The organism is Sphingomonas sp. UNC305MFCol5.2, assembly GCF_000712135.1.
Lineage (GTDB): Bacteria > Pseudomonadota > Alphaproteobacteria > Sphingomonadales > Sphingomonadaceae > Sphingomonas.
The window spans coordinates 979,537-1,006,517 of sequence record NZ_JOOE01000001.1; the positions used below are offsets into that span (position 1 = coordinate 979,537).

Genomic DNA, 26,981 nt, shown 5'->3' on the forward strand with positions numbered 1-26,981 from the left:
GAACCTCAACATGATCGACACTCCCGATCCACGCGCGGCGGCCGCCCTCACTGCGATGTCGCTCGATCTCGCCGAGCTCCTCGCGACGATCGATCAGGTTCGCACCCAGCTTCAGCGCTTCCAGGCACACATAATCTGCGCCCAGCTCGACGCCGCGGAACATATGGTGCCGACCGAGCCGCAATGAGTTGGTAGCGAACTGCTCACTTCTTCCTCACCCGCTGCTCATGCCGCTCATCCGGACTCCTGCCAGGACAAGTGGGTGATTCCAACAGGAGGCGAGCACATGATTGGATCGAGCGAACGAGCCGGCGCAGGCGCTTGGGACTATTGGCGGATCGCGCGTTGGACCGGGGCTTCGGCGTTGCTGCTCACGCCGCTGGTGATGATGCAGATCAGCGACGAATGGCACTGGACCATCGGCAGCTTCGTCTTTGCCGGTATAATGATCGGCGGAGTCCTGCTGCTGTATGAGCTCGCCGCAAGAGCGAGCGGAAGTCTGGCCTATCGCACGGGAGCAGCCGTCGCGCTTTTGTCCTCGTTCCTGACCGTGTGGACCACGATCGTTCGCGATGACGGCACCGGCATCGGCTCTTTCGCAGTGATCATGGCGGCAGCAATAGGCGGGTTCGCCGCCTGGTTTCGGGCCGAAGGCATGGCGCGCACCATGCTCGGCGTTGCGATCATGCAGGCATTGGTCGGCATCGCCATAGCGACCGCGCCGTCGGTCGCGAACACGCCGGATGGCTCGTTGAGGGCTTTATCATTCGGCGGTTTCTTCACGGCGCTTTGGCTGATGTCGGCGGCTTTCTTTCGTGCCGCGGCGAAAGGGAATCACCAGCCGGCCGCGATGCATTAGCCATTGACGGCAGCGCACGAGAAAACGTCCGCTATCCATCAATAGCGGACGTGCCTTGGCCCTAATGCACCGCCCCCAGATGCCGCAATTTGTCCGGGTTGCGCATGATGTAGATGCCGACGATCTTGCCGTCCTCGATCGCCAGTGCGGTCGTCTGGAGCAGCCCCCCCGCTTCGACCGTGACGAACCCGGGCAGGCCGTTGATCATCCCCCAGCGCAGCACCTGCGACATATCCTTCGCGAAGATACGCGTCAGTGAGGCGTGCAGCTTCGTCACGTCCTCGATGCCGAAGATCGGACGCAGCCCGGCATGGACCTTGCCGCCACCGTCCGAATGTACCGCGACATCGTCCGCGAGCAGCGAACGCAGCCCCGCCATATCGCCGTTCCGCGATGCCTGGAAAAAGGCCGCGGCGATCTCCAGCCCGCGTTCCTTGGGCATTTCGAAGCGCGGCCGCGCCGCGCGGACATGCGTCCGGGCCCGGCTGGCGAGCTGGCGCGTCGCGGCGGGATCACGCCCGATCGTCTCGGCGATCTCGTCGAAACCCAGCCCGAACACGTCGTGGAGCAGGAACGCCGCGCGCTCGAGCGGCGAGAGCCGCTCCAGCGCGAGCATCAGCGGCAGCGTGACGTCGTCGGCTTCGTCTTCCTCCTCGACCACCGGCTCGGGCAGCCACGGGCCCACATAGGTCTCGCGCTGCACCCGCGCCGATTTGAGCTGGTCGAGGCATAGCCGCGTCACCACGCGGCGCAGGAACGCCTCGGGCTCGCGGATCGCGGTACGGTCCGCGCCCATCCAGCGGACGAACGCATCCTGCACCACGTCCTCCGCGTCCGCGACCGAACCCAGCATGCGATAGGCGATGCGGGTCAGCCGCGGACGCAGCGGATCGAAGCTTGCTGCCGCGTCGTCCGTCACGCGGCCTGCGCCGTGGACTTGGCATCGTGAAACAGGTCGAAGCCGACCGCGAGGCGGTTCCACCCGTTGATCGCGTTGATCATCAGCGTCACTTGCACCTGCTCCTCCGGCGTGAACTCGGCGGCGAAGGCCTCATACACTTCCTGCGGCGCCCGGGCGGTGGATACCAGAGTCAGCGCGTCGGTCCATGCCAGCGCGGCACGCTCGCGCGCCGAATAGACCGGCGCCTCGTGCCATGCGCTCAGCAGATAGATGCGCTGCTCGGTCTCGCCGGCCTTGCGCGCATCGGCGGTGTGCATGTTGAGGCAGTTCGCGCAGCCGTTGATCTGCGAGGCGCGGATCTTGATCAGTTCGAGCAGCGAATGCTCGATCGCCGGTGCGATCTTGAGGGACGCGTCGAGCCACAGCTTCATCTGGACGGGCGCGGCGGCGAAGGGGTCGATTCGTGCAGTCATGGTCAGTCTCCTTGGGGTTACGGAGACATGACGAGACAGCGCCGGCGGATGTGACATGGGGGGTGCGATTTTTTCTTCTCCCCTCCCTGCAAGGGAGGGGTCGGGGGTGGGTGCGACCCCGGCGAAGGCCGGGGGAGCCCAGCGACCCGCATGGAATGTAGAAAAGGCCGGGCATCGAGCCCGACCTTTATCTAACCCACCCCTAGCCCCTCCCTTGCGGGGAGGGGAAATGGACAGGCTTCAAATGTTGGATTTCACCGGCTACGCCCGAGGCGCTCTTTGAACCTGTGAAGTCCAAAACCGCCCCCGGTACTCACGCAACATCCTTACGCCCGCGCGCAACTTTCTTAGTCAATTCGCGGGAAAAGTGCGAAGTTAAGCGCGCCAAATCCTACAAAGCCTAGGCGAATCACCCGCGCCCGATCAGCCGCTGCGCAATGCGGTCGGCGACTTCGCTCTCGGGATCGCCGGTGCGGTCGCTCTCGTCCCACACTTCGATCAGCCGCTCGGGGATTCTGTCCACCCGGCTCTGGACCTCGGCCATGTTGCCCTGTCCGAGATACTCCAGCCCGACATTGATGATGCCGCCCGCGTTGATCACGTAATCGGGCGCATAGAGGATGCCGCGGTCGTGCAGCCGTGCCCCGTCCACGCGCGTCGCGAGCTGGTTGTTCGCGCCGCCGGCGACGACCTTGGCCTTGATCCGCGGGATCGATTGCTCGGTCAGGATCGCGCCCAGCGCATTGGGGCTGAACAGATCGGTATCGAGCGTCAGGATGTCGCCGGCATCGACTGTCTCGGCGCCCAGTTCGGCCGCCAGTGCCCTGGCACGCTCGGCATTGACGTCGGCGAGCACCAGCTTCGCGTTGTCCTTCGCCAGCAGCCGGGCAAGCCCGCCGCCGACCGAGCCCACGCCCTGGATCGCGACGCGAACGCCGTTCATCGAATCAACACCCAGCCCACGCTTCGCCGCCGCCTTGACGCCCAGATAGACGCCGCGCGCAGTCACCGGCCCGGGATCGCCGCCCGCGCTGCCCGCCGCCACGGGCAGGCCCGAGACGTGCTTCGTCTGGGTCGCGACGATCTTCATCCGCGCTTCGGACATGCCGACATCCTCGGCGGTCACGTATTTGCCCTGCAGCGATTCGACCGCGCGGCCGAACGCCTCGAGCTGGGCAGTGGTCACCGTCGCGCCGGGTTCGGCGGCGAGGATCACGCCCTTGCCCCCGCCCATCGGCAGGTTCGCCATCGCGTTCTTGTAGCTCATCCCCCGCGAAAGCCGCAGCGCGTCGGTGATCGCCGCGTCCGAATTGGCATAATGCCAGAAGCGCACCCCGCCCGCCGCCGGTCCGAGCGCGGTCGAGTGGATCGCGATGATCGCGCTCAGCCCCGAAGCGTGGTCGGTGAAGAGGTGGATGCCCTCATGCTCGTCGAAATCGGGGAAGCCCCAGTCGGTTTTCAAGGGAAAGTTCCGGACCATGGAGAATGGGGCGACCGACGGGACTTGAACCCGCAACTTCCGGCATCACAAGCCGGCGCTCTAACCAATTGAACTACGGTCGCCGTGAAGGTTGGCCGCTTAGCGAGGGCTTTCGCGAAGCGCAAGATCATTGCGCGATGCGCCGACGGCTTCCTCGGGCGCGATCATGCCGTCCCGCGCCAATGCCCTTGCAGCAGAGGCGAAATTGGGCGCCGAAAGATAGGCGTGGCGAGCGAGCAGCGGCGCGTCGGCACCGTCATAGATCAGCCGCCGCATCGCCGGATCGACTTCGACGCCCTCGAAGATTCGGACCGCCGCCCCCCGCCCGCTCTCGCCGCACGCCTCGCATCCGGGCGCCGACCACAGGATCGCGCCGGGATCGAGCCCCAGCAGCGCCGCGGTCGATCCGAATGCCTGTTCGGGCTGCCGGCAGCTGCGGCACAGCCCGGGCGCGATTCGCTGGGCGATGACGAGGCGCAGCGCCGCGGCCAGAGCGAAGCGGTCGCTCGCCAGTCGCCGGAGCGTCAGAATGGTGCCAACTGCGTCGCCGCCGTCGAAACAGGCGATCACCAGTCCCCGGTCGGCGGATTCGACCGCCAGATTGGCGGCGGCGCGGTCTGCTATCACACCGCCCAGCGGAATTCCGAACCGGCGATGCAGCGCCGCGGCGGTTTCTTCGGCACGGGGCCCGGCGATCGCGATCATGCCGGTCAGCCGATCGGCCGCACGCTCGATCGCTGCGGCGAGCCGCGCGGGTACCCCCAGCGCGTCCAATGCATGGGGATCCGCGAAACGCGGCAATTCGGCTTCGAGCTGCGCGTCGAGGGCCATGCGCCGTCGAGTGCCTGCGATATGTGACGACTTGCTTGCGCTTTTGTTACGACAGGCGATGCGGACGCACGATACTGGCGAAATGCCGTCGAATTTGGCAGAATCGCCAGCGATGCAGACCCTCACCGAGACTTCGCCCGCCGTCCCCAATTTCGGCGCCGGCCACCCGTCCGAGCCCGTGATCGAGCACATCCTGCGCCAGCCCGGCGTCCAGCGCGTGCCCAACCCCAAGGTCGCGATGTTCATCGGCAAGAAGTTCATCGATCCCGAGATGTGCCGGCTTCTGATGCTCCAGATCGATTCGAAACGGCGCCCCTCGACGCTCGCCGACGCCAATGGCGATTATGCCTTCCGCACCAGCGAGACCTGCGATCTCGATGCCGACGATCCGCTGGTGATCGAATTGAAGCGCCGGATCATCGCACTGACCGGGCTCGATCCCGCACATGCCGAGCCGATGCAGGGCCAGCGTTACGAGGTCGGCCAGGAGTTCAAGGCGCACACCGATTATTTCGAGCCCTCAGGCGCCGACTTCGAGAAATTCTGCAGCGTCTCGGGCCAGCGCACCTGGACGGTGATGCTCTATCTGAACCAGGTCAAGGCTGGCGGCGTGACGCGATTCAAAGCGATCGACAAGATGGTCGAACCCGAGGTCGGCAAAGTGCTCGCCTGGAACAATCTGCGCGCCAACGGGACGCCCAATCCCTCGACCATCCATCACGCGATGAAGGTCCGCGCAGGCACCAAATACGTCATCACCCAATGGTTCCGCGAACGCCCCTGGGGCTGGTGACGCAGAAAAGGCCCCGTCGGGCTTTCGCCCGGCCGGAGGCCTCTCCCCCTTTTTAACCGATCAGAAGTTGATGCTCAGCCCCAGCGTGCCGCTCGTGCCGACATTGTACAGGTTATAGTAGATGCGGTTGTCGCCGCTCTCCTGATATTCCTGATATTTGGTGCCGGTGATGTTGCGGATCTCGAGTTTGGCTTCCATGTTCACCCCCGCGATCTTGATCCCCTGCCGCGCCACGAAATCGAGGTGCAGCCCGGGATATTCGTAGATGTCCGGCAGCAGGCCCGGACCGCGACTGGTGAGCCGCTTGCTGGCATAGGTAAGCATCAGCGTCTGCTGCGAAAGCCTGTCCTGATCCTCCAGACCCAGTTCCAGATTGCCGAGGTGGTCGGATTGGCCGGTCAGCGGCCGGCCATCGAGGAAATAGTTCGACGCCGGTTGGACGTTGCTCGCGGCGTTGCCCGTGTAGATCGTCGTGGTGTCGCCGGGGCGCACCTGCACCTTCGACTTCGAATAGGTGTAGTTGGCGATCACCACCGCGCGGCGTGAACCCCAGACGTCGAAATACTTCTGCGCTTCCACCTCGGCGCCATAGAGATTCGCGCGCGGGGCGTTGGCATAGCTCGTGAAGGGATCCTCGGCGATGAAGCTGCCATAGGCTTCGATCGGCTTGTCGAGCCGCTTGAAGAAGCCCGCGACCGCGATCCGCTGATCGCGCGCAAAATACCATTCGTACCGCGCCTCGAGATTATAGAGCTGGCTATCCTGCAGCGAGGGATTGCCGCGGAACAGCCGATTGCTCTCCGGATCATAATATTGCTGGAACAGCAATTCGCGGAACTGCGGGCGCGCGATCGTCTTCGAGGCGCTCAGCCGCACCTGCATCTGCGGCTGGAGTTCCCAGGTCAGCGTCGCCGCGGGCAGCCAGTAATCGCGGTCGATCTTGTTCGATGCACCCGAATTGCTCGGCGTATTGAACACCTGCAGCGGAGCGACAGCCTGCTTTGCCGTCTCGAACCGGGCCCCAAGTTCAAGGCTCAGGCTGTCGAGAAACTGGGCGCGCGCCTTGAGGTAATAAGCGTGGCTGGTGAGACTGGCCTTGAATGCGGGATCGCCTTCGGTGGTCTCGATGAGGTCGACCCCGAAATTGCGGATGATCGCGCCGCCGAGCAGATTGTCCGGCCGCAGCATGCTGACGCCCTCGGGCAGCGTGCTGGGCGCGAGGAACTGGAACTCGCGGCGCGACGAGGTCCGGTCGGTGTCCGAATAAGCATAGCCACCGGTCACCGTCAGATTGGGCGAAGCGCGATATGAGAAGTCGATCCCACCCGACCACAGATTCTCATTAAGCCGCGAGAAGGTGACGTCCGCCGAGCCGAGACCCGCGTTCAACCGGTTGAGATAGTTTCCGGCAAAGGGGCCGGTCTCGCGCAGGACATAGCCGATCGAGGTCTCGAACGGTGCCCGCCGCTTCGAATTGGCGTAAGCCAGCCGGGTGTCGATCGACATGTCGCCGACCTTGAACTCGCCGACGAACTGGCTGTCGATCAGCTGGCGCTCATACCAAGCGGTGTCCTGGAGCATCCGCTTGCGTTCGCCCGAAGTGAAATCGGTCCCGCTCGCCAGCCGCGCCTGTTTCAGCGTGTCGCGGATGTAGAGGTTGGTCCAGCGCAGTGTCTGCTCGCCGAATTCGAGGCCGAGGCCGAGCAGGCCATTCACCACGACGCGATTATCGGTGATCACACGCTCGTAATCGAAGCGCTTGGTCGAGAGATCGCTCGAATCGGTCGCCTGCTGCGTCGTGTCGCGGGTGCGCCACTTGCTCGAATAGGCGCCAGTGGCGATTACGCCCAGCCGCGCGCCGCCCAGGTCGAAGGCAGTGCCGCCGGTGATACCTGCGGACCAGTTGACCGGAATTTTGTCGTTGCTCTGCAGCAATGCAGTGTTCGCATTGACCAATTGGGCCGCCACGTCCTGGCGCTGCGCAAGGGGCAGGTCGCTGATCCGGTTGCCGCTGGCGAGAAACGATTGGAGGGCCGGTGGCGTCCGCCGGGTACCGTCGTCGAAGCCGGTCCAGTCGTGGCCCCCGCCCGAATAGACATAGCCGAGCTGCCCTGTGGTCCGCGTATCGCCGCCCACTCCGCCGCTAATATTGAGGAAGCTCTCCGTCGGCACCGCACGTGTCGTGAGGTTGATGACGCCGCCGCCAAACTCACCGGGGAAATTGGCCGAATAGCTCTTCTGGACCAGCGACGAGGCGATCACGTTGGTCGGGAAGATGTCGAGCGGCACCACGCGGCGCAGCGGCTCCGGGCTCGGCAGCGGCGAGCCGTTGAGCAGCGCCAGCGAATAGCGGTCGCCGAGACCGCGGACATAGACGAAGCCATTGCCGACGACGCTGAGCCCGGTCACGCGGCTCAGCGCACCCGCGATGTCGCCCTCGCCGGTCCGCGCGATGTCGGCGCTCGACAGCACCGACACGACCTGCGCCGCGGACTGCTGGACATCAGAACGGTGCCGGCCGACGACGACGATCTCGTCGCCTGGGACCGAGATTTCCGGCGTTTCCTCAACCTGCTGCTCCGGTGCCGCAGTTGCCGATTGGGGATCGGCCGTGACCTCGGCATCGCCGACATTCTGCGCGCCCGATCCGCCCGCCGGATCCGCCGGAGTCGATTGCGCGCGCGCGACAGCCGGCGCAACGAGCGCCGTCGAGAGAACCAGCAGCCGGGCGAGCCGAAGCGGCTTCATCATTGCAATATCCCCATCTTCATATCGGAAAGGGGCGGGACACCAGCCCGAGCCAGGTCCCGCCCCCATGCATATTATGCGTGCGTCAGGTGGTCGGGATCGACGTGCAGGCGCCGCTGTTGCCGGTGCCGAACGTGGCCGTGGCGCTGTTGCAGGTCCAGCCCTGGAACCACGTGTCGGTCGCGCGTGCCGCACCGATGAAGGTGGTGGCCTCGAAGAACGCGCCAAGCGTGCTTGCGTTGAAGGCCGCCACCGCGCTCTCGTTGGCGCCGTTGAGGAAGCCGCCGGTGAACGACGGCGTATAGGCGTCGTTGTTGCCGTTGGCGCCGCTTCCGAAGACAGTCTGCACGTCGGTGGCGGTAACGCCGTTCGCGCCGAGATATTTTGTCGTGGCGCACTGCATCACCACCGAGCGGAAGATCGGCGGGCCGGCTTCGTCCGTAGCTGCATTGGCGGCCTGGATCGTGTTGGCGCGGCTGATGCGCAAGCAGGGTAGGTCCGGGCTGACCACAGCCGAGTTGACCAGCGTATAGTCGGTGCCGCCGCGCAACAGGATCGCAGCGAGATCGGCGCCGGTGGTCGAGCGCTGGATGAAGGTCGCGTTCGAGACGCGGGTATTCTGGCGCGGGTTCTGCGCGTCGAATGCATTGTCGGTATCGGCCTCGATCATGGCGTCGCCGATGCCCGAACGCTGGACTGCCAGCACATACTGGAAGTTCGCCTTCACGCCGGTATCGGTATCGAGATTGTCGTCCTCGGCACCAACCGACACGAAATACTTCATGTTCACGTTACCGCCGAAGAACTCCGCACCGTCGTCCGAGCTGTTGAACGACATGATGTGATCGAGCTGCGTGCCCGTGCCGACGCCTTCGGTGGTCAGCGACTGGAGTTCGGCATCGGCCGAGAGGACGTAACCCGAATAGCGGATCTGAACATAGCTCAGGCGGCCGCTATTGTCGGTGTTGGTCGCGCCGCCGTACAGTGCGGGATCGACTGCGCCTTCAGTCTGGCGCTCGCAGCCGACCGTGCCCGGCGTCGCGCCCGGTGCGGCGCAATCGGTGATCTGTGCGCGGCCCATCAGCACCACGCCGCCCCACTGGCCCGACGAGCTGTCGGTGTTGAGGCCGAGGATGTTGTCACGGCTGGTGAAGATGATCGGCGCAGTCGCCGTGCCGGCGGCGTTGATCTTGTTGCCACGATTGACCGCGAGCCACGAAACACCGGTTCCGCCGAATACGATCACGCCCGGCTCGATGTTCAGCGTCACGCTACGCTCGCCGGCGACCGCCGCGGCGCCGAGATCCGAGCCCACGTCAACGCGGCCGCCGAGGCGATAGAGCAGGCCAGCGACCTTCGGCAGATTGGTGGTGACATTGATCCGCGCCGGCAGCGTGCAGACCCGCCACGTTCCGGTCGGACCGGTGATCGTGCCCGAATCGGTCAACCCCTGGGGATCCGCGATCGTCGGGCACCCCGTGGCCGGCGTTACGAGCGTGGCGGTAGGCGTCGGAGTCGGAGTCGGTGCCGGAGTCGGCGGGGGATTGTTGATGATCACGTTACCGCCGGTCCCCGGCGAGGCGATGTCGTTGGCGCCGTCACAGGCCGACAGGGCGAGCCCCGCACAGCTGGTCATCAGGATAAGGCTGAGGCGTTGGAAGCGGGCCATAAAGTCTCCGTTCCGGCGGAATGCCGGGTTGCGCGTGTGGGCGAATGGACGGGATCGACTCGGTTCCCCCTGTCGATCACGAACGCTGCGCTAGGAGGCTTGCGTGACTCGTTGGCGAGATTTTGGAGACACTTGCGCGACATTAAAATGACAGTCGAGTTACGTTATTGCAGGCTCGCAACGAGCGTGCGCTGGCGGGCCCGAGGCGAAATCTTGCATCGCCGGCACGATCAAAACCGCGCGGTCATTGCCACCCCGATGGTCACGACGACTATGCCGAGCATCTGACGAAAGCCGAGTCCTTCGCGGAACAGCCGGTGACCGGCAAGTGCGGCGATCGGCATCTCGATCACGCCCAACGCGCGGACGGCTGCCGCCGGAGCGAGGTTGAGCGCGAAGAACCAGCCCGAGGAGGCAAGCGCGCCGAACAGTCCCGCTCCGAAGGATACGCGCCAGCCGGTGATCACTGCGACAAGCGCGGGCCGATCGCGCCAGAGCAGATAAAGGATCAGTGTGCCGGCTTGTACGGCCTGCACGATCGCAACGCTCGCCATCGCCGCGAAGAAGGGGTGCTGCGGCTCGAGCCGCAGCCCGGCGTGGCGAAAGGCGTTGAGCGCAAACCCGAAGAGCAATCCCGAGGCGACACCGAGCCCTACACCCAGCACCGGCTTCTGTCCGCCGGTCCGGCGCGGCCAGACCAGGATCGCGAGGCCCAAGGTAGTGAGTGTTACCCCTGACCAGCCGAGCGGCGAGAGATTGTCGCCGAACACGAGCAGTCCCGCGATCGCGGCGAGCGGTACCGAACTCTGCTGCAGTGCCGTCCCGACCGCAAAGCCGGCATAGTGCATGGCGAGGAGTAAGGCTGCGGTTGCCAGCACCTGCGCTAGTGCCCCGCTGAGTGCCGGCCACCAGAAGGCGGCGCCGAAGCGCGGCGCGACATCGGGAGCAAAGGCGAACGCGACCGCCACGAAGACGAGCGAGAACGGTAGACCGAACAGGAAGCGGACCAAAGTCGCTCCCCATGGGCCGGTGCGTGACATCATTCCCCGCTGGAGCGCGTTGCGGCCGACCTGAAACGCCGCCGCCGCGATCGTCGCGCCAGCCCACAACATGATGTCCCTCCCACCTAGGATTCGCGGTTTAGATGCGCTGCATCGCAGCATCAACCCACCGCCCCACCTTGTCACGAATCGCCTTGAACCTTGCGCTGGTGAGCCATGAGCCAGGCTAATGGTTCCTGCGAGAAATGGTGGTTTGCGCCGCCGCCCCCGCTGCGATCATTCCTGCGGCGCAAAGGGAGATCATGACATGTCCATTCGAGCCGCGCTCGCCGCCATGCTGCTGTCGTCAGCGGCACCCGCACAACAGGCCGACGATCCGTTGCTCCGCCCGATCGCTCCCGAAAGCGCCGCAAAATGGCTGGGACCGGAGGCACCGATCCGCGTGTTCGGCAATTTCTACCTGGTCGGCTTCGAGGGACTCAATGTCGGGCTGATCGACACCGGGGCCGGGCTGATCCTGATCGACGGCGCGGTGCCGCAGGGCGTTCGGTTGATCGAGGCGAACATCCGCAGGCTCGGCTTCCGGATCGAGGACGTGAAGTACATTCTGAGCACCGAACCGCATTACGATCACGCCGGCGGCATCGCCGCCCTCGCGCGCGACAGCCGGGCCACCGTTGTTGCAGGCACGGCCGCCGCGACGGTGCTGCGCGGCGGCACCGACCCGTTGGACGCACAAGCGAGCTGGCTGGAGCCCTTCCCCGCCGTGTCGCGGCTGCGTACGGTTCGTGACGGCGAGCGGATCAGGTTGGGCGCGGTGGCGGTCACCGCCAGGGCCACGCCCGGCCACACCCGGGGAAGCACGAGCTGGACGTGGCAAAGCTGCGAAGGCCGCCAGTGCCGCACGATCGTCTTCGCCGCGAGTCTCAATCCCGCGGCACCGCCGGCCTATCGCTTTTCCAATCCCCACCATGCGTGGCTGGTCGCGTCGTTCCGCCGGACATTCGCGGCGGTGCGTCGCATGCCCTGCGACATCCTGATCACCGCGCACCCGAGCCAGTCGGGAGGAGCCGAGAAACGCCGGCGCTTCGACCAGGGATCGAAACCCAATCCGTTCATCGATCCGAGTGCGTGTCGGGCCTATGTCCAGGATTTCGCAGCGGCGCTCGACGAACGGCTGGCGCAGGAGCGTGCCTCACCGGCGAAATAGACACGAAAAAACCCGCCGGTCACGGGGACCGGCGGGCTTCTCTACATGGTGGGCGCGGCAAGGATTGAACTTGCGACCCCTGCGGTGTGAACACAGTGCTCTACCACTGAGCTACGCGCCCATTGGCCATTCGGCCAAAACGGGAAGCGGGCCTTTAGGCGGTGCGGGGTGCGCTTGTCCAGCCCCCAGGCCCTGCTTTCCCGTCAGATCAGTTGACCGAATCCTTGAGGCCCTTGCCGGCCTTGAACTTGGGCTGGTTCGACGCCTTGATCGTCATTTCCTCGCCGGTGCGCGGATTGCGGCCGGTCGAGGCCTTGCGCTTGCTGACCGAGAAGGTGCCGAAGCCGACGAGGCGAACTTCGTCGCCCTTCTTGAGCGCGGCCGAGATCGCATCGAACACTGCCTCGACGGCCTTGGTGGCGTCGCCCTTGCCTAGGCCGGAGGTGTCGGCGACCGTCCCGATCAGCTCTTGCTTGTTCATGCTGGTGGTTTCCCCCTGAGTGAGTGCATCGAAAAAATGAGTCGCGGCGGCAAGCCGAGCGCGCCAGTCAGCACGCGACCGCCGCCGCTGTCAAATCCTCAGCGGCGGTTTTCGCCCCAAAAGTTACGCCTGTTCAATGATGAACGGCGTCGCCGATCCCTGGAACATGCGCCGGCGGTTGCGCCGCCAGCTCGTCCGCGTCGGTCCAGTCGATCGCCGTGAGCGGCTCGGTCAGCGCGAGCCGCAGCACTTCGTCGACATGGGTGACGGGAACGATCTCCAGCCCCTCGCGGATGTTCGCGGGGATCTCGGCGAGGTCCTTCTCGTTCTCGCCCGGGATCAGCACGGTCTTGATGCCGCCGCGCAGCGCGGCGAGCAGTTTCTCCTTCAGCCCGCCGATCGGCAGCACCCGGCCGCGCAAAGTGACTTCGCCCGTCATGGCAATGTCCTTGCGCACCGGAACCCCGGTCATCGTCGAGACGATCGCAGTGACCAGGCCGATACCCGCCGATGGACCGTCCTTGGGGACCGCGCCTTCGGGCAAGTGGACGTGGACGTCCTTGCGCTGGAACAGGCTCGGCTTGATGCCATAGGTCGGGGCGCGCGCACGGACGAAGCTGAACGCAGTCTCCACGCTCTCCTTCATCACGTCGCCCAGCTTGCCCGTCGTCTTGATCGCGCCCTTGCCCTGCACGGTGACGCTCTCGATCGTCAGCAGCTCGCCGCCGACCTCGGTCCAGGCGAGCCCGGTGACCGCGCCGATCTGATGCTCCTCTTCCGACAGGCCGTGGCGATATTTCTGCACCCCGGCATATTCGTGAAGGTTCTCCGGCGTGATCGTGACGCTGGTCTCTTTGCCCTCGAGGATCTTCCGGAGCGCTTTCCGTGCCAGCTTGGCGATCTCGCGCTCGAGCGTCCGGACGCCCGCCTCGCGCGTATATTTCTGGATCAGCTCGCGCAGCCCCTCGGTGGTGAGCGTGAACTCGCCTTCCTTGAGCCCGTGCGCCTCGATCTGCTTCGCGATCAGATGCCGCTCGGCGATCTCGAGCTTCTCGTCCTCGGTATAGCCTTCGAGCCGGATGATCTCCATGCGGTCGAGCAGCGGCTGGGGCAGGTTGAGCGAGTTCGCCGTGCACACGAACATCACGTCCGAGAGATCGATGTCGATCTCCAGATAATGGTCGTTGAACTTGTTGTTCTGCTCGGGGTCGAGCACCTCGAGCAGCGCCGAGGCGGGATCGCCGCGGAAATCCTGGCCGAGCTTGTCGATCTCGTCGAGCAGGAACAGTGGGTTCGAGGCGCCAGCCTTGCGCAGGTTCGTCACGATCTTGCCCGGCAGCGAGCCGATATAAGTGCGGCGGTGGCCGCGGATCTCGGCCTCGTCGCGCACGCCGCCTAGCGATTGGCGGATGAACTCGCGACCCGTCGCCTTGGCGATGCTCTTGCCCAGGCTGGTCTTGCCGACGCCGGGAGGCCCGACGAGGCAGAGGATCGGCCCCTTGAGCTTATTGGTGCGCGCCTGGACCGCGAGATATTCGACGATCCGGTCCTTAACCTTTTCGAGCGCATAATGGTCCTGATCGAGCACGCCCTGCGCCTCGGCGATGTCTTTCTTGAGCTTCGACTTCTTGCCCCAGGGCAGACCCAGCAGCACATCGAGATAATTGCGCACCACAGTCGCCTCGGCGCTCATCGGCGCCATGGTCTTGAGCTTCTTGAGCTCGGCAGTGGCCTTGGTGCGCGCTTCCTTGGAGAGCTTTAGCGTCGCGATCTTCTGGGTCAGCTCGGCGACCTCGTCGCCATCGCCCTCGTCGCCTTCGTTACCCAACTCGCGCTGGATCGCTTTCAGCTGCTCGTTGAGATAATATTCGCGCTGGGTCTTCTCCATCTGGCGCTTCACGCGGCTGCGGATCTTCTTCTCGACCTGCAGCACGCCCAATTCGCCCTCCATGAAGGCGAACACCATCTCGAGGCGCTTCTGGGGGTCCTTCTCGACGAGCAGCGACTGCTTGTCGGCGACCTTGACCGCGATGTTGGCGGCGACCGCGTCGGCGAGGCGCGAGGCGTCGTCGAGCTCGGCGAGCTGAACCGCGGTCTCGGCGGGCAGTTTGCGATTGAGCTTGGCGTAATTCTCGAACTGATCGACCACCGAGCGCATCAGCGCCTGCACCTCGGCACCCTCGACATCGGCCTCCTCGGCCGGCGAGACGGTAGCGGTGAGGAAGGCGCCCGATTCGTCGACGGTCTCGAGCGTGCCCCGCTCCTTGCCTGCGACGAGCACACGGACGGTGCCGTCGGGAAGCTTGAGCAACTGGAGCACCTCTGCCGAGACGCCGGTGTCGTAAAGATCCTCGCGGCCGGGATCGTCCTCGGCAGGATCGAGCTGGGCTACGAGAAAAATCTCCTTGTCGTCGGCCATCGCGGCTTCGAGCGCGGCGACCGACTTGTCGCGACCGACGAACAGCGGCACGATCATGTGCGGGAAGACGACGATGTCGCGAAGCGGCAGGACGGGATAGGACTGCTTCATGAATACTCCTGGGCCCGAGCGGCCCTTACTTTCCACTATATATGGTGCCTGCGCCAGCCGCATCAATCACCGCACATTGATTGCCTGTGGACTGCCGCTGCCAGCACCGCGCGGCCCGGCTGAAACGGCGCAGCGTGGCGCACGCCGGCGCTTTGGCTATACCCGCCCACGGCAAACCCAATTCTACGCTAGAGGCGGCGGATTCGCCGTCGAGCGCGCCTGATGGAGAGACCTATCCGCATTCGCCTGCTGCTCGCCGCTTCCGCCCTCGCGCTTGCGACCTCGCCTGCCCTCGCGCAGGTCAAACCGGGCGAACCGCCGATCACTGCCCTCACCCAGACCTCGGGCGGCCCGATCGATCCCGAACGGGCCGCCCTGCGCCTCGAGCATATCGATCTGGCGATCGAAGTGTTTCCCGATACGCAGACGCTGCAGGGCGTCGCCACGCTGACGCTCGCCACGTCCGCGCCGCAGCGCCGCCTGCTGATCGATCTCGACAAGAATTTGCCGGTCAGCGCGATCAGCGTCGACGGCCAGCCTCTGGCCCGCACGAGCTGGTCCAATCCCGAGGGCCGGCTGACGATCGCCTTGCCCTCCACGCTCGCCGCCGGCAGCAGCGCGGTGGTCAGGATCACCTATGGCGGCACGCCCCACGTCGCGGTGCGCGCGCCGTGGGACGACGGCATCGTCTGGGCGAAGACTCCCGAGGGCAAGCCGTGGATCGCGACCACCGCCGAAGGCTATGGCTGCGATCTGTTCTGGCCGTGCCTCGATTTCCCGGCCGGCGAGCCCGCCAAGGTCGATCTCCACATCACCGTGCCCAAAGGTCTTTCGGCGCCCTCCAACGGCGTGTTGCAAAAGATCGATACGCTGCCGGACGGCCGCACGACGTGGCATTGGCGCGCACGCAGCCCGAACCCGTATTCGGTGGTGCTCAACGTCGCGCCCTATGTCGAGATCAAGGGCATCTACAAAAGCCGCTTCGGCGGCACGATCCCGCTCTACTATTGGCATCTGCCGGGCCGCGAGGCGAAGGCGCAGGGCCTGTTCGCCGAATTCGCACCGACGCTCGATTTCTTCGAAGCCAATGTCGGCCCCTATCCCTGGTCGGACGAGAAGCTCGGCGTGGTCGAGACACCGCATCTCGGCATGGAGCACCAGACGATCAACGCCTACGGCAACAATTACGCCAAGGATGCGACCGGTTTCGACTGGCTGTTCCAGCACGAGCTCGCGCACGAATGGTTCGGCAACCAGATGTCGGCCGCGAATTGGGACGATTACTGGCTCCACGAGGGCTATGGCCAGTACATGCAGCCGCTCTACGGCCGCTGGCGCGAGGGTGAGGCGCGCTATGCGGTGATGATGGAGAAATTCCGCAACCAGATCGAGAACAAGGCTCCCATCGTCTCCGGCCGGATCCTGACCGAGGAGGAGGTCTATGAGGAGGAGAAAGGCGGTCCCGGCGGCGACATCTACGTCAAGGGCGCCTGGGTGCTCCATACGCTGCGGAACACGATCGGCGACAAGGCCTTCTGGGAAGTAACGCGCCGCCTCGTCTATGGCCGCCCCGATCCCAGGCCGGGCAATTTCCAGCCGCGCTTCGCCACCACGCCCGAATATATCACGATCGTGAACCAGGTGACCGGCAAGGACATGACCTGGTTCTTCGACGTCTATCTGCGCCAGGCCGCGCTCCCCGAACTGATCGAGACGCGCGAGGGCGACCAGCTCAAGCTTCGCTGGAAAACGCCCGGCGGCAAGCCCTTCCCGCTTCCAGTCGAAGTCCAGGTCGATGACAAGGTCGAGACGGTGACGATGGACGGCGGCAAGGGCAGCATCGCGATCCCGGCGGACGCGCATGTCGTGGTCGATCCGGCCTCGCGCATCCTGAAGCGGTCCGAAGCGGTCGAGGCCGCGCAGGCGCATCCTAGGCAAGGCGAGCAATGACCCTCAACCGACGCGCGCCGCCACATTGCGGCGCGCGGTTCGTGCCCGCGTCTAGACTGGGCGGAGGACCCTCGCCAGGACATAGGCAAAGGCAATCTGCCACGGCGTGTAGATCTTGAGCGGCTGGATGATGTCGCTGGCGGACGAATCACCGGTCGCGCCCGTGGTGAGGTACAGATACAGGCAGAAGCTGCCCACCGCACCGAGCAGCACCGTGCCGAATGCCTCGAAAGTGAGGCTCGATCCCTTGCGAAGCAGCCCGAAGATCGCGCAGAGCAAGAGCGCGCCGCCGCCGCCGACGGCACCGCCGACGAACCCGCGCAGGAAGCCCACCTCGTCGCCGCGCATCCCGCTGACGGTCATCAGCGCGACATAGTGCATCAGCGTGAAGCCAAGGAAGAACACCAGCGCCTTGACCGCGAACCGATGCTGCCGCTCGCGCCATACGAAGGGCAGGCCGAACAGCGGCGTGATCCAGACCGCGCCGTTGTCGATGTGGAAATAGACCACCAGCGCCAGGCCAATTGCGTACAAGACATGCCCAAGTACCAGCCATTTGAAGGTTTCGAGCGCGGCCGGGTTGAGCGCCAGATCGAACGGCGAATGATACTCGCGAGGATCTTCGTCATCGAGGATGGCTACATCGGACATATGTCACCTCTCCATCTCTTCTACTGAGGGGATGGTGCGCCTCGCGGGCGAGTCGGTCAAACAAAAGCGGCCGGAAAGACGTCTTTCCGGCCGCTTGTGCAGTGTTTTGGCAACAAAAGGTCAGGCGGCGCTGCCGGTCTTTTCCTTCTTGGCGTAGATGCGGACCGGATCCTTGCGGCCCTCGACCACGTCCTTGTCGATCATCACCTCGTCGACGCCGTCCATTCCGGGCAGATCGAACATCGTGTCGAGCAGGATCGCCTCGAGGATCGAGCGGAGCCCGCGTGCGCCGGTCTTGCGGTCGATCGCCTTCTTGGCGACCGCGATGAGCGCGTCGTCGTTGAAGCCGAGCTTGACGCCCTCCATGTCGAACAGCTTCTGATACTGCTTGACCAGGGCGTTCTTCGGCTCGGTCAGGATCTTGACCAAGGCATCGATGTCGAGATCCTCGAGCGTCGCGATCACGGGCAAGCGGCCGACGAATTCGGGGATCAGACCGAACTTGAGCAGATCCTCGGGCTCGGTCTGGCGCAGCACTTCACCCGTACGCCGCTCTTCGGGCGCCGCGACATAGGCGCCGAAGCCGATCGACTTGCCCTGCAGGCGATCGCCGATGATCTTCTCGAGGCCCGAAAAAGCGCCGCCGCAAATGAACAGGATGTTGGTCGTGTCGACCTGGAGGAACTCCTGCTGCGGATGCTTGCGCCCACCCTGCGGCGGGACCGAGGCAGTCGTTCCTTCCATCAGCTTGAGCAAAGCCTGCTGGACACCCTCGCCCGACACGTCGCGGGTGATCGAGGGATTCTCGGCCTTGCGGCTGATCTTGTCGATCTCGTCGATGTACACAATACCGCGCTGCGCCCGCTCGACATTATAGTCCGAGGCCTGGAGCAGCTTGAGGATGATGTTCTCGACATCCTCGCCGACATAGCCGGCTTCGGTGAGCGTCGTCGCATCGGCCATGGTGAACGGCACGTCGAGGATGCGCGCCAGCGTCTGGGCGAGCAAGGTCTTGCCGCAGCCGGTGGGACCGACGAGCAGGATGTTCGACTTGGCGAGCTCGACATCGGCGCCCTTGGCGCCGTGGTTGAGCCGCTTGTAATGGTTGTGCACCGCGACCGAGAGCACGCGTTTGGCCTGCTTCTGGCCGATCACGTAATCGTCGAGCACGTCGCAGATTTCCTGCGGCGTGGGGACACCGCCGTCCTTCTTCGAGACGAGGGCCGACTTGGTCTCTTCGCGGATGATGTCGTTGCAGAGCTCGACGCACTCGTCGCAGATGAACACGGTCGGTCCGGCGATGAGCTTGCGCACCTCGTGCTGCGACTTGCCGCAGAACGAGCAATAAAGCGTGCTCTTGGAGTCGCCGCCGCTGAGCTTGGTCATTCAATCCATCCTTTACGCGCCGGACGCGTAGCCACTACCCGCCATCCTACACGCGGGTTCCCGTCCGGCAATCCATATTCCGACCGCCCGCCGGCGGTTCGGTCCGTCCGCGGGACTCGCCCGCGCACGGCTTATAATGCAATAATCTTAAGCAGCTGCTGCTTCTTCGGTCGGCTGCGGCCGCTTGTCGTACACTTCGTCGACGATCCCGAACTCCTTGGCCTCATTGGCTTCGAGGAAGGTATCGCGATCCATCGCGCGCTCGATCCGCTCAAGCGGCTGGCCCGTATACTTGGCATACAGGTCATTCATCCGCTGGCGAATACGGAGAATCTCCTTAGCCTGGATCTCGATGTCCGAGGCCATGCCCTGCGCGCCGCCCGAGGGCTGATGCACCATGATGCGCGCATTGGTCAGCGCGACGCGGAGACCCGGCTCACCAGATGCAAGCAGGAAGCTGCCCATCGACGCCGCCTGGCCGATGCAGACCGTGCCGACGCGCGGACGGATATATTGCATCGTGTCGTGGATCGCCATGCCGGCCGTCACCACGCCGCCGGGCGAATTGATGTACATCCAGATGTCCTTCTTCGGGTTCTCGGACTCAAGGAAGAGCAGCTGGGCAGTGATCAGCGAGGCCATATGGTCCTCGACGCCGCCGGTCACGAAGATGATGCGCTCGCGCAGCAGGCGCGAGAAGATGTCGAAGCTGCGCTCGCCGCGGCTCGACTGTTCGATAACGATGGGGACGAGACCGCCGGTAACGGGATCAATGGTCATCTGACCGGAAAGCGGATGCATGCGGGATTTTCTCTTGGATGGTTGCCCAGGACCCCAACATCGGCGCTCGGGCTGCGCGGCGCAAGGGGGGAACGCAGGGACGCGCCGCTTTGAACGGGCATGCCGGCTGACGAAGTTGACCCGGTAGCGGTGTTTTCGAACACCTTCAGCTCCACTCCTCTCCTGCGCTACGCTGCCGCTCCTCAGCAACGCACCCGTGACGCGCCAGGTACGCGACACCTGTGCGGCCGCTTCGCATCCTATTCGCGCCGATCACGCGTCGGTCCGGCTCCTTCCGCGCGCCGCCATCGCGACGGCGCTGGGCCCGCTTTCTCCGCGTCTGGCGCCAGCGGAACCGCAACACGCCAAATCCTACATTGCAAGGCGGGTCCACTACGCCCACATCGTTTCGCATGAGCAAGGTTCTCGTCACCGGCGGCTCCGGCTTTGTCGGCACCCATGTGATTCTCAAGCTGCTGGAGGCGGGGCACGAAGTGCGCACCACCGTCCGCGACCTTTCACGCGAACCCGAAGTGCGGGCGACGCTCGGCGCGGCGGGCGCGGATCCGGGTGACCGGCTCACCTTCTTTTCCGCCGATCTGGAAAAGGACGGCGGCTGGGCCGAGGCGGTGGCAGGCTGCGAGTACGTCCACCATGTCGCCTCGCCCTTCCCGCAGGCGCAGCCCAAAGACGAGAACGAACTGATCCGTCCCGCGCGCGAGGGCACCTTGCGCGTGCTGGGCGCTGCGTGCGACTCGGGCGTCAAGCGAGTCGTGATCACTTCGTCCTTTGCCGCGATCGGCTATGGCCATGGCCAGCGCGACACCCCCTATACCGAGGCCGACTGGACCGATCCGGAGGGACCGGCGGTGCAACCCTATATGAAATCCAAGACCCTTGCCGAGCGCGCGGCATGGGATTTCATTGCCCGCGAAGGCAACGGCATGGAGCTGGCGGTAGTCAATCCGGTCGGCATTTTCGGCCCGGCGCTGAATGGCGATCTCTCGACCACGATCTTTCTCGTGAAGACGATGCTCGAGGGCAAGATGCCCGGCACTCCGCGGCTCTATCTCGGCGTCGTAGACGTCCGCGACGTCGCCGATCTCCATTTGCGCGCGATGACCGATCCGGCTGCGGCCGGCGAACGCTTCCTCGCCGTCGAAGGTGAGGCGATGTCGTTCCATCAGATGGCGATGGTTCTCCGCGAGCGACTGGGGCCCGCCGCTGCCAAGGTGCCGAAACGCGAGCTTCCCGATTGGCTGATCCGCCTGCTCGCGATCTTCAATCCGCTGGCGCGCGAGGCGGTGCCGCGGCTGGGGATCGAGGCGAGCGCAAGCAACGAGAAGGCGCGCCGCATGCTCGGCTGGACGCCGCGATCCCGCGAGGAAGCGATCGTCGCCAGCGCCGAGAGCCTCATCGCATTGGGGTTGATCGGGCGCTAAGGCATTTTCCACCCTCTCCCGCTATCCAGACGCGATGGGAACGCGATCTTCGATTTCCGACGAACGGCGTTTCATGCTGTTGCTGCTGCTCGGCGGAGTGGCGCTCCGTCTGCTGCTGCTCCACGCTGGGGACGACGGGCTGACTGGCTTCTACGGCGGCGGCGAAGCCACGCGGATCGCGCTCGCGATCGCGCGCACCGGCACATTCGCGGATGCCTATTACGAAGGCTATGGTCCGACCGCGCACTTGCTGCCGCTCCTCCCCGGCATCGCGGGCTTCATCTTCTGGCTGTTCGGGCCGCTGAGCGTTCCCGCCAATCTGGCGCTGCTCGGCTGGTCGCTGCTCCAGACCTTCGCGAGCTATCTGCTGCTGCGCCGGCTTTTCCTGCGTCTCGAAATGGACGCGGCGGCAGTGCGCTGGGGACTCGCCTTGCTCTGTCTCGTGCCGGTGTTTCAGCCGCAGGAGACGATCGACTTCCGCTATTGGGAGGGCGCCGCGGCCGTGACACTCGCCGCGCTCAACCTCAATCTGTTGCTTGCGCTCAACGTGCGGGCCCGTATCGAAAAGCGTGCGTTGCTGCTCGCGGCCGCGCTCGCCGCGCTGACCTTCTTCGTCAGCCCCGCGGCGGGTCTGGGAATCTATGCCTGCTGGGGGCTGTTCGCGCTGCACAGGCTCGGCCTGGCCAGGGCGGTTCAGTTCGGCGGGCTATGCGCAGCCGCGCTCGCCCTGCTGGTCGTGCCCTGGGCGATGCGCAATGCCGCGATGCTCGGCGAGCCGGTGCCACTCCGCAGCAATTTCGGGCTGGAGATCGCGATCGCCAATCATCTCGCCGCCGTCCCCGGCGACAGGCCCGCCGAAACCTTTGTCGAGCGCATGCTGATGATTCATCCGTATCACAGCCCCGGAGCCCGTGCCCAACTCGCCCGCGACGGGGGCGAAATCGCCTATTCGCGTCGTCTCGCCGCCGAGACGGAGCGATGGATCGTCGCGCATCCGCTCGACTTCGCAAGGCTCAGCGCGCGTCATCTCCGCCAGTTCTTCTTCCCCTCGCCGTGGCAGTTCTACTTCACCGGCTGGGAGGAATGGCGCCACGCCCCCTCGATCCTGCTGTCGCTGGTGAGCCTTTTCGGCCTGCTCGGACTCGGCGCCGCGACCTTTCGGCGCCGGCGCGGCTATGGATGGCTTGCGGCCTACATAATCGGCGCGGCCCTGCCCTATGCGATCGTCCAGCCGCTCCCCCGTTATTCCTACCTGGTGTACGGAATGCTCGCCTTCCTCGCGGTCGAGGCGCTGCTGCTTGCCGGACGTTATGTCGTGGGAAGAGTCGGTCCCGGCACCGCCAGATAGGCCAGTCGCCGCATCTCGCGACGTCCGCGCACCACGGTGTCGAGGATCAACCCGGTGAACAGGTTGAGGAAGGCGAGGATCATCAGTCCGGTCGCGAGAACCGCGGTCGGGAAGCGCGGTACCAGTCCGGTCTCGAACCAGGTGATCGCCAGCGGCACCGCGAGCAGCACCGACATCATCGCGAACACCGTGGCGATGAAGCCGAAGAACAGCATCGGCCGCTCGATCCGGTAGAGCACCGCGATCGTCTTCGCGATACGAAAGCCGTCGCGATACGTGTTGAGCTTCGAAGCCGAACCCTCGGGCCGCGCGAAATAGCGCGCCTCGACCTCGCCCACCGGCATCTTGAGTTCGAGTGCATGGACACTGATCTCGGTCTCGATCTCGAATCCCGCCGAGAGCACCGGGAAGCTCTTCACGAAGCGCCGCGAGAACACCCGATAACCCGAGAAGATGTCGGTGAAGCTGCGTCCGAACAATTGCGCCAAGAGCCAGGTCATCGCGCGATTGCCGAGCACATGCCCGCGGCGATAGGCCTCCGCCGCCTCGTGCACTCGCGTCCCGACGATCATGTCGAGGCCCTCGCCGACCAGCCGATCGACCATCAGCGGCGCGACGCTCGCATCATAGGTCGCGTCGCCATCGGCCATCACATAGATATCGGCGTCGACATCGGCGAACATCCGCCGGACGACATTGCCCTTGCCCTGCATCCGCTCGCTACGGACGATCGCGCCGGCTGCGCGCGCGACTTCGATCGTGCGATCGCGACTGTTATTGTCGTAGACATAGATAGTGGCGCCCGGAAACGCCTCGCGGAAGCTCGCGACCGTCTGCGCGATCGCGGCTTCCTCGTTGTAGCAGGGGAGAAGGACGGCAATGCGCGGCTCGGTCATGCTGCTGCCTTAGAGCCGAAACGATACGAGTTCGATAATTTTGTGGTCGGGGCGCGCGGCGAGACGCCAAAGAAAAGCCCGCTATCCGCAACGAATAACGGGCTCTCTCAATTTCGTCACCCCGGCCTTGTGCCGGGGTCCACCGCAAGGCCGATGGAAGCGATCGAGCCCCTAGTCCGATCCTGGAGGCACCGTGGACCCCGGCACAAGGCCGGGGTGACAATGGGTCAAACGAAAGCCGCGATCGGACTTACTTCTTCGCGGGTGCCTTCTTGGCGGCAGGCTTCTTGGCCGGAGCCTCCTCCGCCTTCTCGGCCTTCGCTGCCGGCGCCTTCTTCGTCGCCGCCTTCTTCACCGGCTCGGCCTCGACGAGATCGTCGCCGGGCGCTGTAGGCTCGATATCGGCCTTCTCGACCTTCTTCGGCTTGGCTGCTGCCTTCTTCGCCGGTTCCTCGGCCTTGGGCTCTTCAGCGGCTTTCTCTGCCTTGGCCGGCTTCTTGGCGGCGGCCTTCTTGGCCTTGGGCTTGTGGTTGTCGTGATCGTGGTGGTGCGTGCCGGTATCGAAGCCCTCGTCGCTCTCGATCGCGGCTTCCAGCTCCTCGCGAGTCACTTCGCGGTCGCTAACCTCGGCCTTGTCGAACAGGAAGTCGACGACCTTGTCCTCGAACAAGGGCGCGCGCAGCTGGGCGGCCGCCATCGGCTCCTGCTGGACATACTGGATGAAGCGCTGACGATCCTCAGGGCCGTATTGCTGCGCGGCCTGCGCAATCAGGCGGCTCATTTCCTGCTGCGAGACTTCGACGCCGTTGGCGGTGCCGATTTCGGAGAGCAGCAGACCCAGGCGCACGCGGCGCTCGGCGATCTTGAAGTAATCGTCGCGCTCGGCTTCGAGCTCGGCGAGCGCCGCGGCCGGATCGGCCTCATGCTCGGTCTCGTGGACGAGCTGGTGCCAGATCTGCTGGAACTCGGCATCGACCATCGAGGGCGGCACGGGGAAATCATGGCCGGCGGCGAGCTGATCGAGCAGCTTGCGCTTCATGTAGGTGCGGGTGAGGCCATTGAGCTGCTGCTCGATCTGGCCCTTGAGCAGGCCTTTGAGCTGCTCGAGATCCTGCAGGCCGAGCTGCTTGGCGAAATCGTCGTCGATCTTGGTCTCGCCGGCGGTCTTCACCGCGGTGATCTTGAGATCGAAGGTCGCGGGCTTGCCGGCGAGATCTTTCGAGCCGTAATCCTCGGGGAAGGTGACGTTGATCGTCTTCTCGTCGCCGGTCTTCACCCCGATCAGCTGGTCCTCGAAGCCGGGGATCAGGCGGCCCGAGCCGATCTCGACCGCCATGCCCTCGCCGGTGCCGCCCTCGAAGGCGACGCCGTCCGCGGTCTTGCCGACGAAGTCCATCGTCACCTGGTCGCCCTCGGCGGCCTTGTGCTTGGCGGGCGCGTCGTCCCAGCCCTTCTGGTTGCTGGCGAGCTGCTGGAGCTGCTCGTCGATCGCGACGTCATCGACCGGAACGGTGAGGCGCTCGAGCTTCAGGCCGTCGATCGACGGAGTCGGCACGTCGGGAAGCACTTCGAGCTCGATCTTGATCTCGGCATCGCCGCCCGGAGCATAATCGCCCTCGAGGCTCACCGCCGGCTGCATCGCCGGGCGGAGCTTGTGGTCGACGAGCAGCTTCTGCACGCCTTCCTGAATCGAAGTGTTGAGCGCGTCCTGCGCGATCGCCTCGCCGTGCATCTTGCGCACGAGGTTGGCAGGCACTTTGCCGGGGCGGAAGCCGGGCATGCGGACCTGCGGGGCGACCCGCTTCACTTCGGCATCGACCTTCTTGTCGATGTCCTTGGCAGTGATCTTGAGCGTGTAAGCCCGCTTGAGGCCTTCGTTCAACGTCTCGACAGTCTGCATTCTTCAGGCTTCCAACTAGAATGGGATCGCGGCGCCGGGACGCTGATCAAGAGCGGCGGTGCTGGTGCGGGCGAAGGGACTCGAACCCCCACACCTTTCGATACCAGAACCTAAATCTGGCGCGTCTACCAGTTCCGCCACGCCCGCAGGGGCACCGCCGGTCGGCGGGCTCTATAGCAGTCATGGGCCCCGGGGCAAGCCGCGAAGCAACTGCGTCGCCGCGCCCCGCGTTCAACACGAGACAAGGAGAGTCCTGATGCCCGTCGAGCCCCCCATCCCCGCCACGCCTGAGCCCGCGCCTTCGGAGAATCCCGGCACGCCGCAGCCGGGCCAGCCGACCACTCCGCCCCCCGAATATCACCCACCTGCCCCCGATATCGACGTGCCCGCACCCCAGCCCGGTGGCGATCCGAACGTCGCTCCCGGGCAACCGATGGCCTAGTGGCGCCGACGGGCGTGGCAGACGGCATCAGTGAAACCGCAGGCGAAGTGAAGAACCACGACCGCACACAGCAACGAGGGGCAGAGCGGGTCGATGGCGCATTATTATCTGAACCTGATCAACGGCTACGGCGTCACTCCCGATCGTGAGGGCGAGGACTTTCCTGATCTGGATGCCGCTCGCGAGCGCGCCAAGGAAAGCTTCCGCTCGATCCTCAGCGACGAAATCCGATCGGCCGGGCTGATCGACCTGCAGGAGCGCATCGATATCGCCGATCAACAGGGCTCCATCGTCACGACGCTGCCGTTCCGCGATGCCGTCGAACTCAAGCTGGACGACTCGGTGCAGGGGCACGAAGGCACATGATAGAAAAGCACCTGAGCTGGGCTGCGACGCATCGCCGAATTTCGGCCCCGCCTCCCGCTATCTCGACAAGCGCGCGCGGTGAGCGCGGCCTCATGACATCTCTGGGATTGCTTCACTCGACCGGCTGGATATAGTCGCGGCGGGGCAAGCCTTGGGGGAGGCAAACAGGGTGTTTCGACGGGTATTGTTGCTCGCGGTCGTTGCCGCGAGCTTTTCTGCGAACGCGGCGCGCGCGCAGGAAGCGCCTCCGGGCGGATGCGAGCTTCATGTCTGGCCGAGCGGCCCGCTCAATTCGGTCTATCAGGGCTGGATCCACGGGGGCATCGTCAACGGCGCGGTGACCGGGCGCGATGGCTATCCGGAGGTGCCGCCCGACCCGCTTGGTGCCGCCTCGCAAACGGCATTGCTCGACCGCGCCCAACCGCAGGGAATCATCGGTCGCGACAGCTACCGGCTGATCGTCCACGCCGAGCCGCTCACCAGCCGCGAAATCCGCACCACGCCCGGACGGCTCACCACCGACGGCGCGCAATGCTATGCCGAGCTGATCGTCGACGACGTGTTCCTGCAGCAGGACGTCTTCCACGGCAGCTATCTCAAAAGCTCGCTTCGCTACCGCGATTTCGGCGACGGCGTCGCACCCGCCGCAACGCCGGTGCGAGTCTTCGGCAGCTGGGTGAAGACGCCGCTCAGGCTCTTCCCGCCCAAGGAAGGCGTCGATCGCGAGGCGGCGAGCAACGACCTGAAAAGCGCCTATGTCGAAAATCTCACGCGCTTCGCCGAGGCGCTGAACAAGCCCGCCAAGGCCAAGCGCGGCAAGTAGACGCGCGACCACACGATTTTT

The 26,981-nt window shown here is 65.1% G+C and carries 24 protein-coding genes and 3 tRNA genes; 10 read left to right on the top strand and 17 right to left on the bottom strand.

The annotated features are described in order from the left end of the window. Positions 1 to 10 precede the first annotated feature (10 nt). Together BR78_RS0104730 and BR78_RS0104735 are read left to right on the top strand one after the other, a co-directional pair. The gene (locus tag BR78_RS0104730) at positions 11 to 187 is read left to right on the top strand and encodes a hypothetical protein (protein WP_156022216.1); all 177 of its coding nucleotides are present in this window, start codon (positions 11 to 13) and stop codon (positions 185 to 187) included. Between the two features lie 177 nt (positions 188 to 364). Next, entirely contained in the window at positions 365 to 859 is a 495-nt protein-coding gene (locus tag BR78_RS0104735; protein WP_156022217.1) for a hypothetical protein, read from the top strand. A 61-nt stretch (positions 860 to 920) separates the two neighbouring features. On the opposite strand, the gene BR78_RS0104740 is transcribed toward BR78_RS0104735, so the two are convergent. From BR78_RS0104740 to BR78_RS21580, 5 genes are all read right to left on the bottom strand, one after another. Then, positions 921 to 1,778 (bottom strand): sigma-70 family RNA polymerase sigma factor, encoded by an 858-nt coding sequence (locus BR78_RS0104740; RefSeq protein WP_029935267.1) that lies wholly within the window; start codon positions 1,776 to 1,778, stop codon positions 921 to 923. Further along, positions 1,775 to 2,233, bottom strand: coding sequence for a carboxymuconolactone decarboxylase family protein (locus tag BR78_RS0104745; protein ID WP_029935269.1), 459 nt, complete (start codon positions 2,231 to 2,233; stop codon positions 1,775 to 1,777). The genes BR78_RS0104740 and BR78_RS0104745 overlap by 4 nt, the downstream gene beginning before the upstream one ends. A 409-nt stretch (positions 2,234 to 2,642) precedes the next feature. Beyond that, positions 2,643 to 3,695, bottom strand: coding sequence for a Glu/Leu/Phe/Val family dehydrogenase (locus BR78_RS0104750; protein WP_037565959.1), 1,053 nt, complete (start codon positions 3,693 to 3,695; stop codon positions 2,643 to 2,645). A 24-nt stretch (positions 3,696 to 3,719) separates the two neighbouring features. Beyond that, positions 3,720 to 3,796, bottom strand: a tRNA-His gene (locus BR78_RS0104755). Between the two features lie 16 nt (positions 3,797 to 3,812). After that, complete coding sequence (locus BR78_RS21580; protein ID WP_029935273.1) at positions 3,813 to 4,544, bottom strand: ATPase, T2SS/T4P/T4SS family; 732 nt, start codon at positions 4,542 to 4,544, stop codon at positions 3,813 to 3,815. Positions 4,545 to 4,656: 112 nt separating this feature from the next. Between BR78_RS21580 and BR78_RS0104765 the strand changes: the two genes are divergently transcribed. Beyond that, positions 4,657 to 5,337, top strand: coding sequence for a prolyl hydroxylase family protein (locus BR78_RS0104765; protein WP_029935275.1), 681 nt, complete (start codon positions 4,657 to 4,659; stop codon positions 5,335 to 5,337). 60 nt (positions 5,338 to 5,397) lie between these two features. Here BR78_RS0104765 and BR78_RS0104770 read toward each other — a convergent pair whose 3' ends face one another. From BR78_RS0104770 to BR78_RS0104780, 3 genes are all read right to left on the bottom strand, one after another. Continuing rightward, complete coding sequence (locus BR78_RS0104770) at positions 5,398 to 8,088, bottom strand: TonB-dependent receptor domain-containing protein (protein WP_029935276.1); 2,691 nt, start codon at positions 8,086 to 8,088, stop codon at positions 5,398 to 5,400. A gap of 82 nt (positions 8,089 to 8,170) precedes the next feature. Further along, on the bottom strand, positions 8,171 to 9,754 hold the full coding sequence (locus BR78_RS0104775) for a hypothetical protein (RefSeq protein WP_029935278.1): 1,584 nt from the start codon (positions 9,752 to 9,754) through the stop codon (positions 8,171 to 8,173). Positions 9,755 to 9,984: 230 nt separating this feature from the next. Then, positions 9,985 to 10,866, bottom strand: coding sequence for a DMT family transporter (locus BR78_RS0104780; protein ID WP_029935280.1), 882 nt, complete (start codon positions 10,864 to 10,866; stop codon positions 9,985 to 9,987). Between the two features lie 196 nt (positions 10,867 to 11,062). On the opposite strand from BR78_RS0104780, the gene bla reads away from it, so the two are divergent. Continuing rightward, positions 11,063 to 11,965, top strand: a complete 903-nt coding sequence (gene bla / locus BR78_RS0104785) for a subclass B3 metallo-beta-lactamase (RefSeq protein WP_029935282.1) — start codon at positions 11,063 to 11,065, stop codon at positions 11,963 to 11,965. A 46-nt stretch (positions 11,966 to 12,011) separates the two neighbouring features. On the opposite strand, the gene BR78_RS0104790 is transcribed toward bla, so the two are convergent. The 3 genes from BR78_RS0104790 to lon form a co-directional block, all read right to left on the bottom strand. After that, positions 12,012 to 12,086 (bottom strand) — tRNA-Val (locus BR78_RS0104790). An 87-nt stretch (positions 12,087 to 12,173) separates the two neighbouring features. Then, complete coding sequence (locus BR78_RS0104795; RefSeq protein WP_029935284.1) at positions 12,174 to 12,446, bottom strand: HU family DNA-binding protein; 273 nt, start codon at positions 12,444 to 12,446, stop codon at positions 12,174 to 12,176. Between the two features lie 133 nt (positions 12,447 to 12,579). Further along, the gene (gene lon / locus BR78_RS0104800; protein ID WP_029935286.1) at positions 12,580 to 14,976 is read right to left on the bottom strand and encodes an endopeptidase La; all 2,397 of its coding nucleotides are present in this window, start codon (positions 14,974 to 14,976) and stop codon (positions 12,580 to 12,582) included. Between the two features lie 222 nt (positions 14,977 to 15,198). Between lon and BR78_RS0104805 the strand changes: the two genes are divergently transcribed. After that, entirely contained in the window at positions 15,199 to 16,926 is a 1,728-nt protein-coding gene (locus tag BR78_RS0104805; RefSeq protein ID WP_029935288.1) for a M1 family metallopeptidase, read from the top strand. Positions 16,927 to 16,977: 51 nt separating this feature from the next. Here BR78_RS0104805 and BR78_RS0104810 read toward each other — a convergent pair whose 3' ends face one another. From BR78_RS0104810 to BR78_RS0104820, 3 genes are all read right to left on the bottom strand, one after another. Beyond that, positions 16,978 to 17,577 (bottom strand): hypothetical protein, encoded by a 600-nt coding sequence (locus BR78_RS0104810; RefSeq protein WP_029935290.1) that lies wholly within the window; start codon positions 17,575 to 17,577, stop codon positions 16,978 to 16,980. A 120-nt stretch (positions 17,578 to 17,697) separates the two neighbouring features. Continuing rightward, entirely contained in the window at positions 17,698 to 18,963 is a 1,266-nt protein-coding gene (gene clpX / locus BR78_RS0104815; protein WP_029935292.1) for an ATP-dependent Clp protease ATP-binding subunit ClpX, read from the bottom strand. 147 nt (positions 18,964 to 19,110) lie between these two features. After that, the gene (locus tag BR78_RS0104820) at positions 19,111 to 19,743 is read right to left on the bottom strand and encodes an ATP-dependent Clp protease proteolytic subunit (protein ID WP_197021274.1); all 633 of its coding nucleotides are present in this window, start codon (positions 19,741 to 19,743) and stop codon (positions 19,111 to 19,113) included. 413 nt (positions 19,744 to 20,156) lie between these two features. Between BR78_RS0104820 and BR78_RS0104825 the strand changes: the two genes are divergently transcribed. Further along, a complete protein-coding gene (locus tag BR78_RS0104825; RefSeq protein ID WP_029935296.1) occupies positions 20,157 to 21,185 on the top strand; it encodes an SDR family oxidoreductase in 1,029 nt (342 codons plus the stop codon). A 34-nt stretch (positions 21,186 to 21,219) separates the two neighbouring features. Next, a complete protein-coding gene (locus BR78_RS0104830; protein ID WP_029935298.1) occupies positions 21,220 to 22,533 on the top strand; it encodes a hypothetical protein in 1,314 nt (437 codons plus the stop codon). Here the strand turns inward: BR78_RS0104830 and BR78_RS0104835 are convergent. From BR78_RS0104835 to BR78_RS0104845, 3 genes are all read right to left on the bottom strand, one after another. Further along, complete coding sequence (locus BR78_RS0104835; RefSeq protein WP_029935300.1) at positions 22,494 to 23,429, bottom strand: glycosyltransferase family 2 protein; 936 nt, start codon at positions 23,427 to 23,429, stop codon at positions 22,494 to 22,496. The genes BR78_RS0104830 and BR78_RS0104835 overlap by 40 nt on opposite strands. Before the next feature lie 250 nt (positions 23,430 to 23,679). Next, on the bottom strand, positions 23,680 to 25,329 hold the full coding sequence (gene tig / locus BR78_RS0104840; RefSeq protein ID WP_029935302.1) for a trigger factor: 1,650 nt from the start codon (positions 25,327 to 25,329) through the stop codon (positions 23,680 to 23,682). A 62-nt stretch (positions 25,330 to 25,391) separates the two neighbouring features. Beyond that, positions 25,392 to 25,476 (bottom strand) — tRNA-Leu (locus BR78_RS0104845). 109 nt (positions 25,477 to 25,585) lie between these two features. Between BR78_RS0104845 and BR78_RS21585 the strand changes: the two genes are divergently transcribed. The 3 genes from BR78_RS21585 to BR78_RS0104855 all read left to right on the top strand — a co-directional run bounded on the left by BR78_RS21585 (position 25,586) and on the right by BR78_RS0104855 (position 26,960). After that, positions 25,586 to 25,771, top strand: coding sequence for a hypothetical protein (locus BR78_RS21585; protein WP_156022218.1), 186 nt, complete (start codon positions 25,586 to 25,588; stop codon positions 25,769 to 25,771). A gap of 93 nt (positions 25,772 to 25,864) precedes the next feature. Further along, positions 25,865 to 26,137, top strand: coding sequence for a DUF6894 family protein (locus BR78_RS0104850; RefSeq protein WP_051683188.1), 273 nt, complete (start codon positions 25,865 to 25,867; stop codon positions 26,135 to 26,137). Positions 26,138 to 26,306: 169 nt separating this feature from the next. After that, the gene (locus BR78_RS0104855; protein ID WP_231478154.1) at positions 26,307 to 26,960 is read left to right on the top strand and encodes a hypothetical protein; all 654 of its coding nucleotides are present in this window, start codon (positions 26,307 to 26,309) and stop codon (positions 26,958 to 26,960) included. Positions 26,961 to 26,981 lie beyond the last annotated feature (21 nt).

Excerpts from the sequence above, each read along its gene's own strand:
- BR78_RS0104850 (WP_051683188.1), top strand. The coding sequence starts at position 25,865 with ATGGCGCATTATTATCTGAACCTGATCAACGGCTACGGCGTCACTCCC.
- BR78_RS0104805 (WP_029935288.1), top strand. The coding sequence starts at position 15,199 with ATGGAGAGACCTATCCGCATTCGCCTGCTGCTCGCCGCTTCCGCCCTC.
- BR78_RS0104765 (WP_029935275.1), top strand. The coding sequence starts at position 4,657 with ATGCAGACCCTCACCGAGACTTCGCCCGCCGTCCCCAATTTCGGCGCC.
- BR78_RS0104795 (WP_029935284.1), bottom strand. The coding sequence starts at position 12,446 with ATGAACAAGCAAGAGCTGATCGGGACGGTCGCCGACACCTCCGGCCTA.
- BR78_RS21580 (WP_029935273.1), bottom strand. The coding sequence starts at position 4,544 with ATGGCCCTCGACGCGCAGCTCGAAGCCGAATTGCCGCGTTTCGCGGAT.
- lon (WP_029935286.1), bottom strand. The coding sequence starts at position 14,976 with ATGAAGCAGTCCTATCCCGTCCTGCCGCTTCGCGACATCGTCGTCTTC.
- BR78_RS0104780 (WP_029935280.1), bottom strand. The coding sequence starts at position 10,866 with ATGTTGTGGGCTGGCGCGACGATCGCGGCGGCGGCGTTTCAGGTCGGC.
- tig (WP_029935302.1), bottom strand. The coding sequence starts at position 25,329 with ATGCAGACTGTCGAGACGTTGAACGAAGGCCTCAAGCGGGCTTACACG.
- BR78_RS0104825 (WP_029935296.1), top strand. The coding sequence starts at position 20,157 with ATGAGCAAGGTTCTCGTCACCGGCGGCTCCGGCTTTGTCGGCACCCAT.
- BR78_RS0104810 (WP_029935290.1), bottom strand. The coding sequence starts at position 17,577 with ATGTCCGATGTAGCCATCCTCGATGACGAAGATCCTCGCGAGTATCAT.
- BR78_RS0104730 (WP_156022216.1), top strand. The coding sequence starts at position 11 with ATGATCGACACTCCCGATCCACGCGCGGCGGCCGCCCTCACTGCGATG.
- clpX (WP_029935292.1), bottom strand. The coding sequence starts at position 18,963 with ATGACCAAGCTCAGCGGCGGCGACTCCAAGAGCACGCTTTATTGCTCG.
- BR78_RS0104830 (WP_029935298.1), top strand. The coding sequence starts at position 21,220 with ATGGGAACGCGATCTTCGATTTCCGACGAACGGCGTTTCATGCTGTTG.
- BR78_RS0104820 (WP_197021274.1), bottom strand. The coding sequence starts at position 19,743 with ATGACCATTGATCCCGTTACCGGCGGTCTCGTCCCCATCGTTATCGAA.
- BR78_RS0104745 (WP_029935269.1), bottom strand. The coding sequence starts at position 2,233 with ATGACTGCACGAATCGACCCCTTCGCCGCCGCGCCCGTCCAGATGAAG.
- bla (WP_029935282.1), top strand. The coding sequence starts at position 11,063 with ATGTCCATTCGAGCCGCGCTCGCCGCCATGCTGCTGTCGTCAGCGGCA.
- BR78_RS21585 (WP_156022218.1), top strand. The coding sequence starts at position 25,586 with ATGCCCGTCGAGCCCCCCATCCCCGCCACGCCTGAGCCCGCGCCTTCG.
- BR78_RS0104770 (WP_029935276.1), bottom strand. The coding sequence starts at position 8,088 with ATGATGAAGCCGCTTCGGCTCGCCCGGCTGCTGGTTCTCTCGACGGCG.
- BR78_RS0104775 (WP_029935278.1), bottom strand. The coding sequence starts at position 9,754 with ATGGCCCGCTTCCAACGCCTCAGCCTTATCCTGATGACCAGCTGTGCG.
- BR78_RS0104835 (WP_029935300.1), bottom strand. The coding sequence starts at position 23,429 with ATGACCGAGCCGCGCATTGCCGTCCTTCTCCCCTGCTACAACGAGGAA.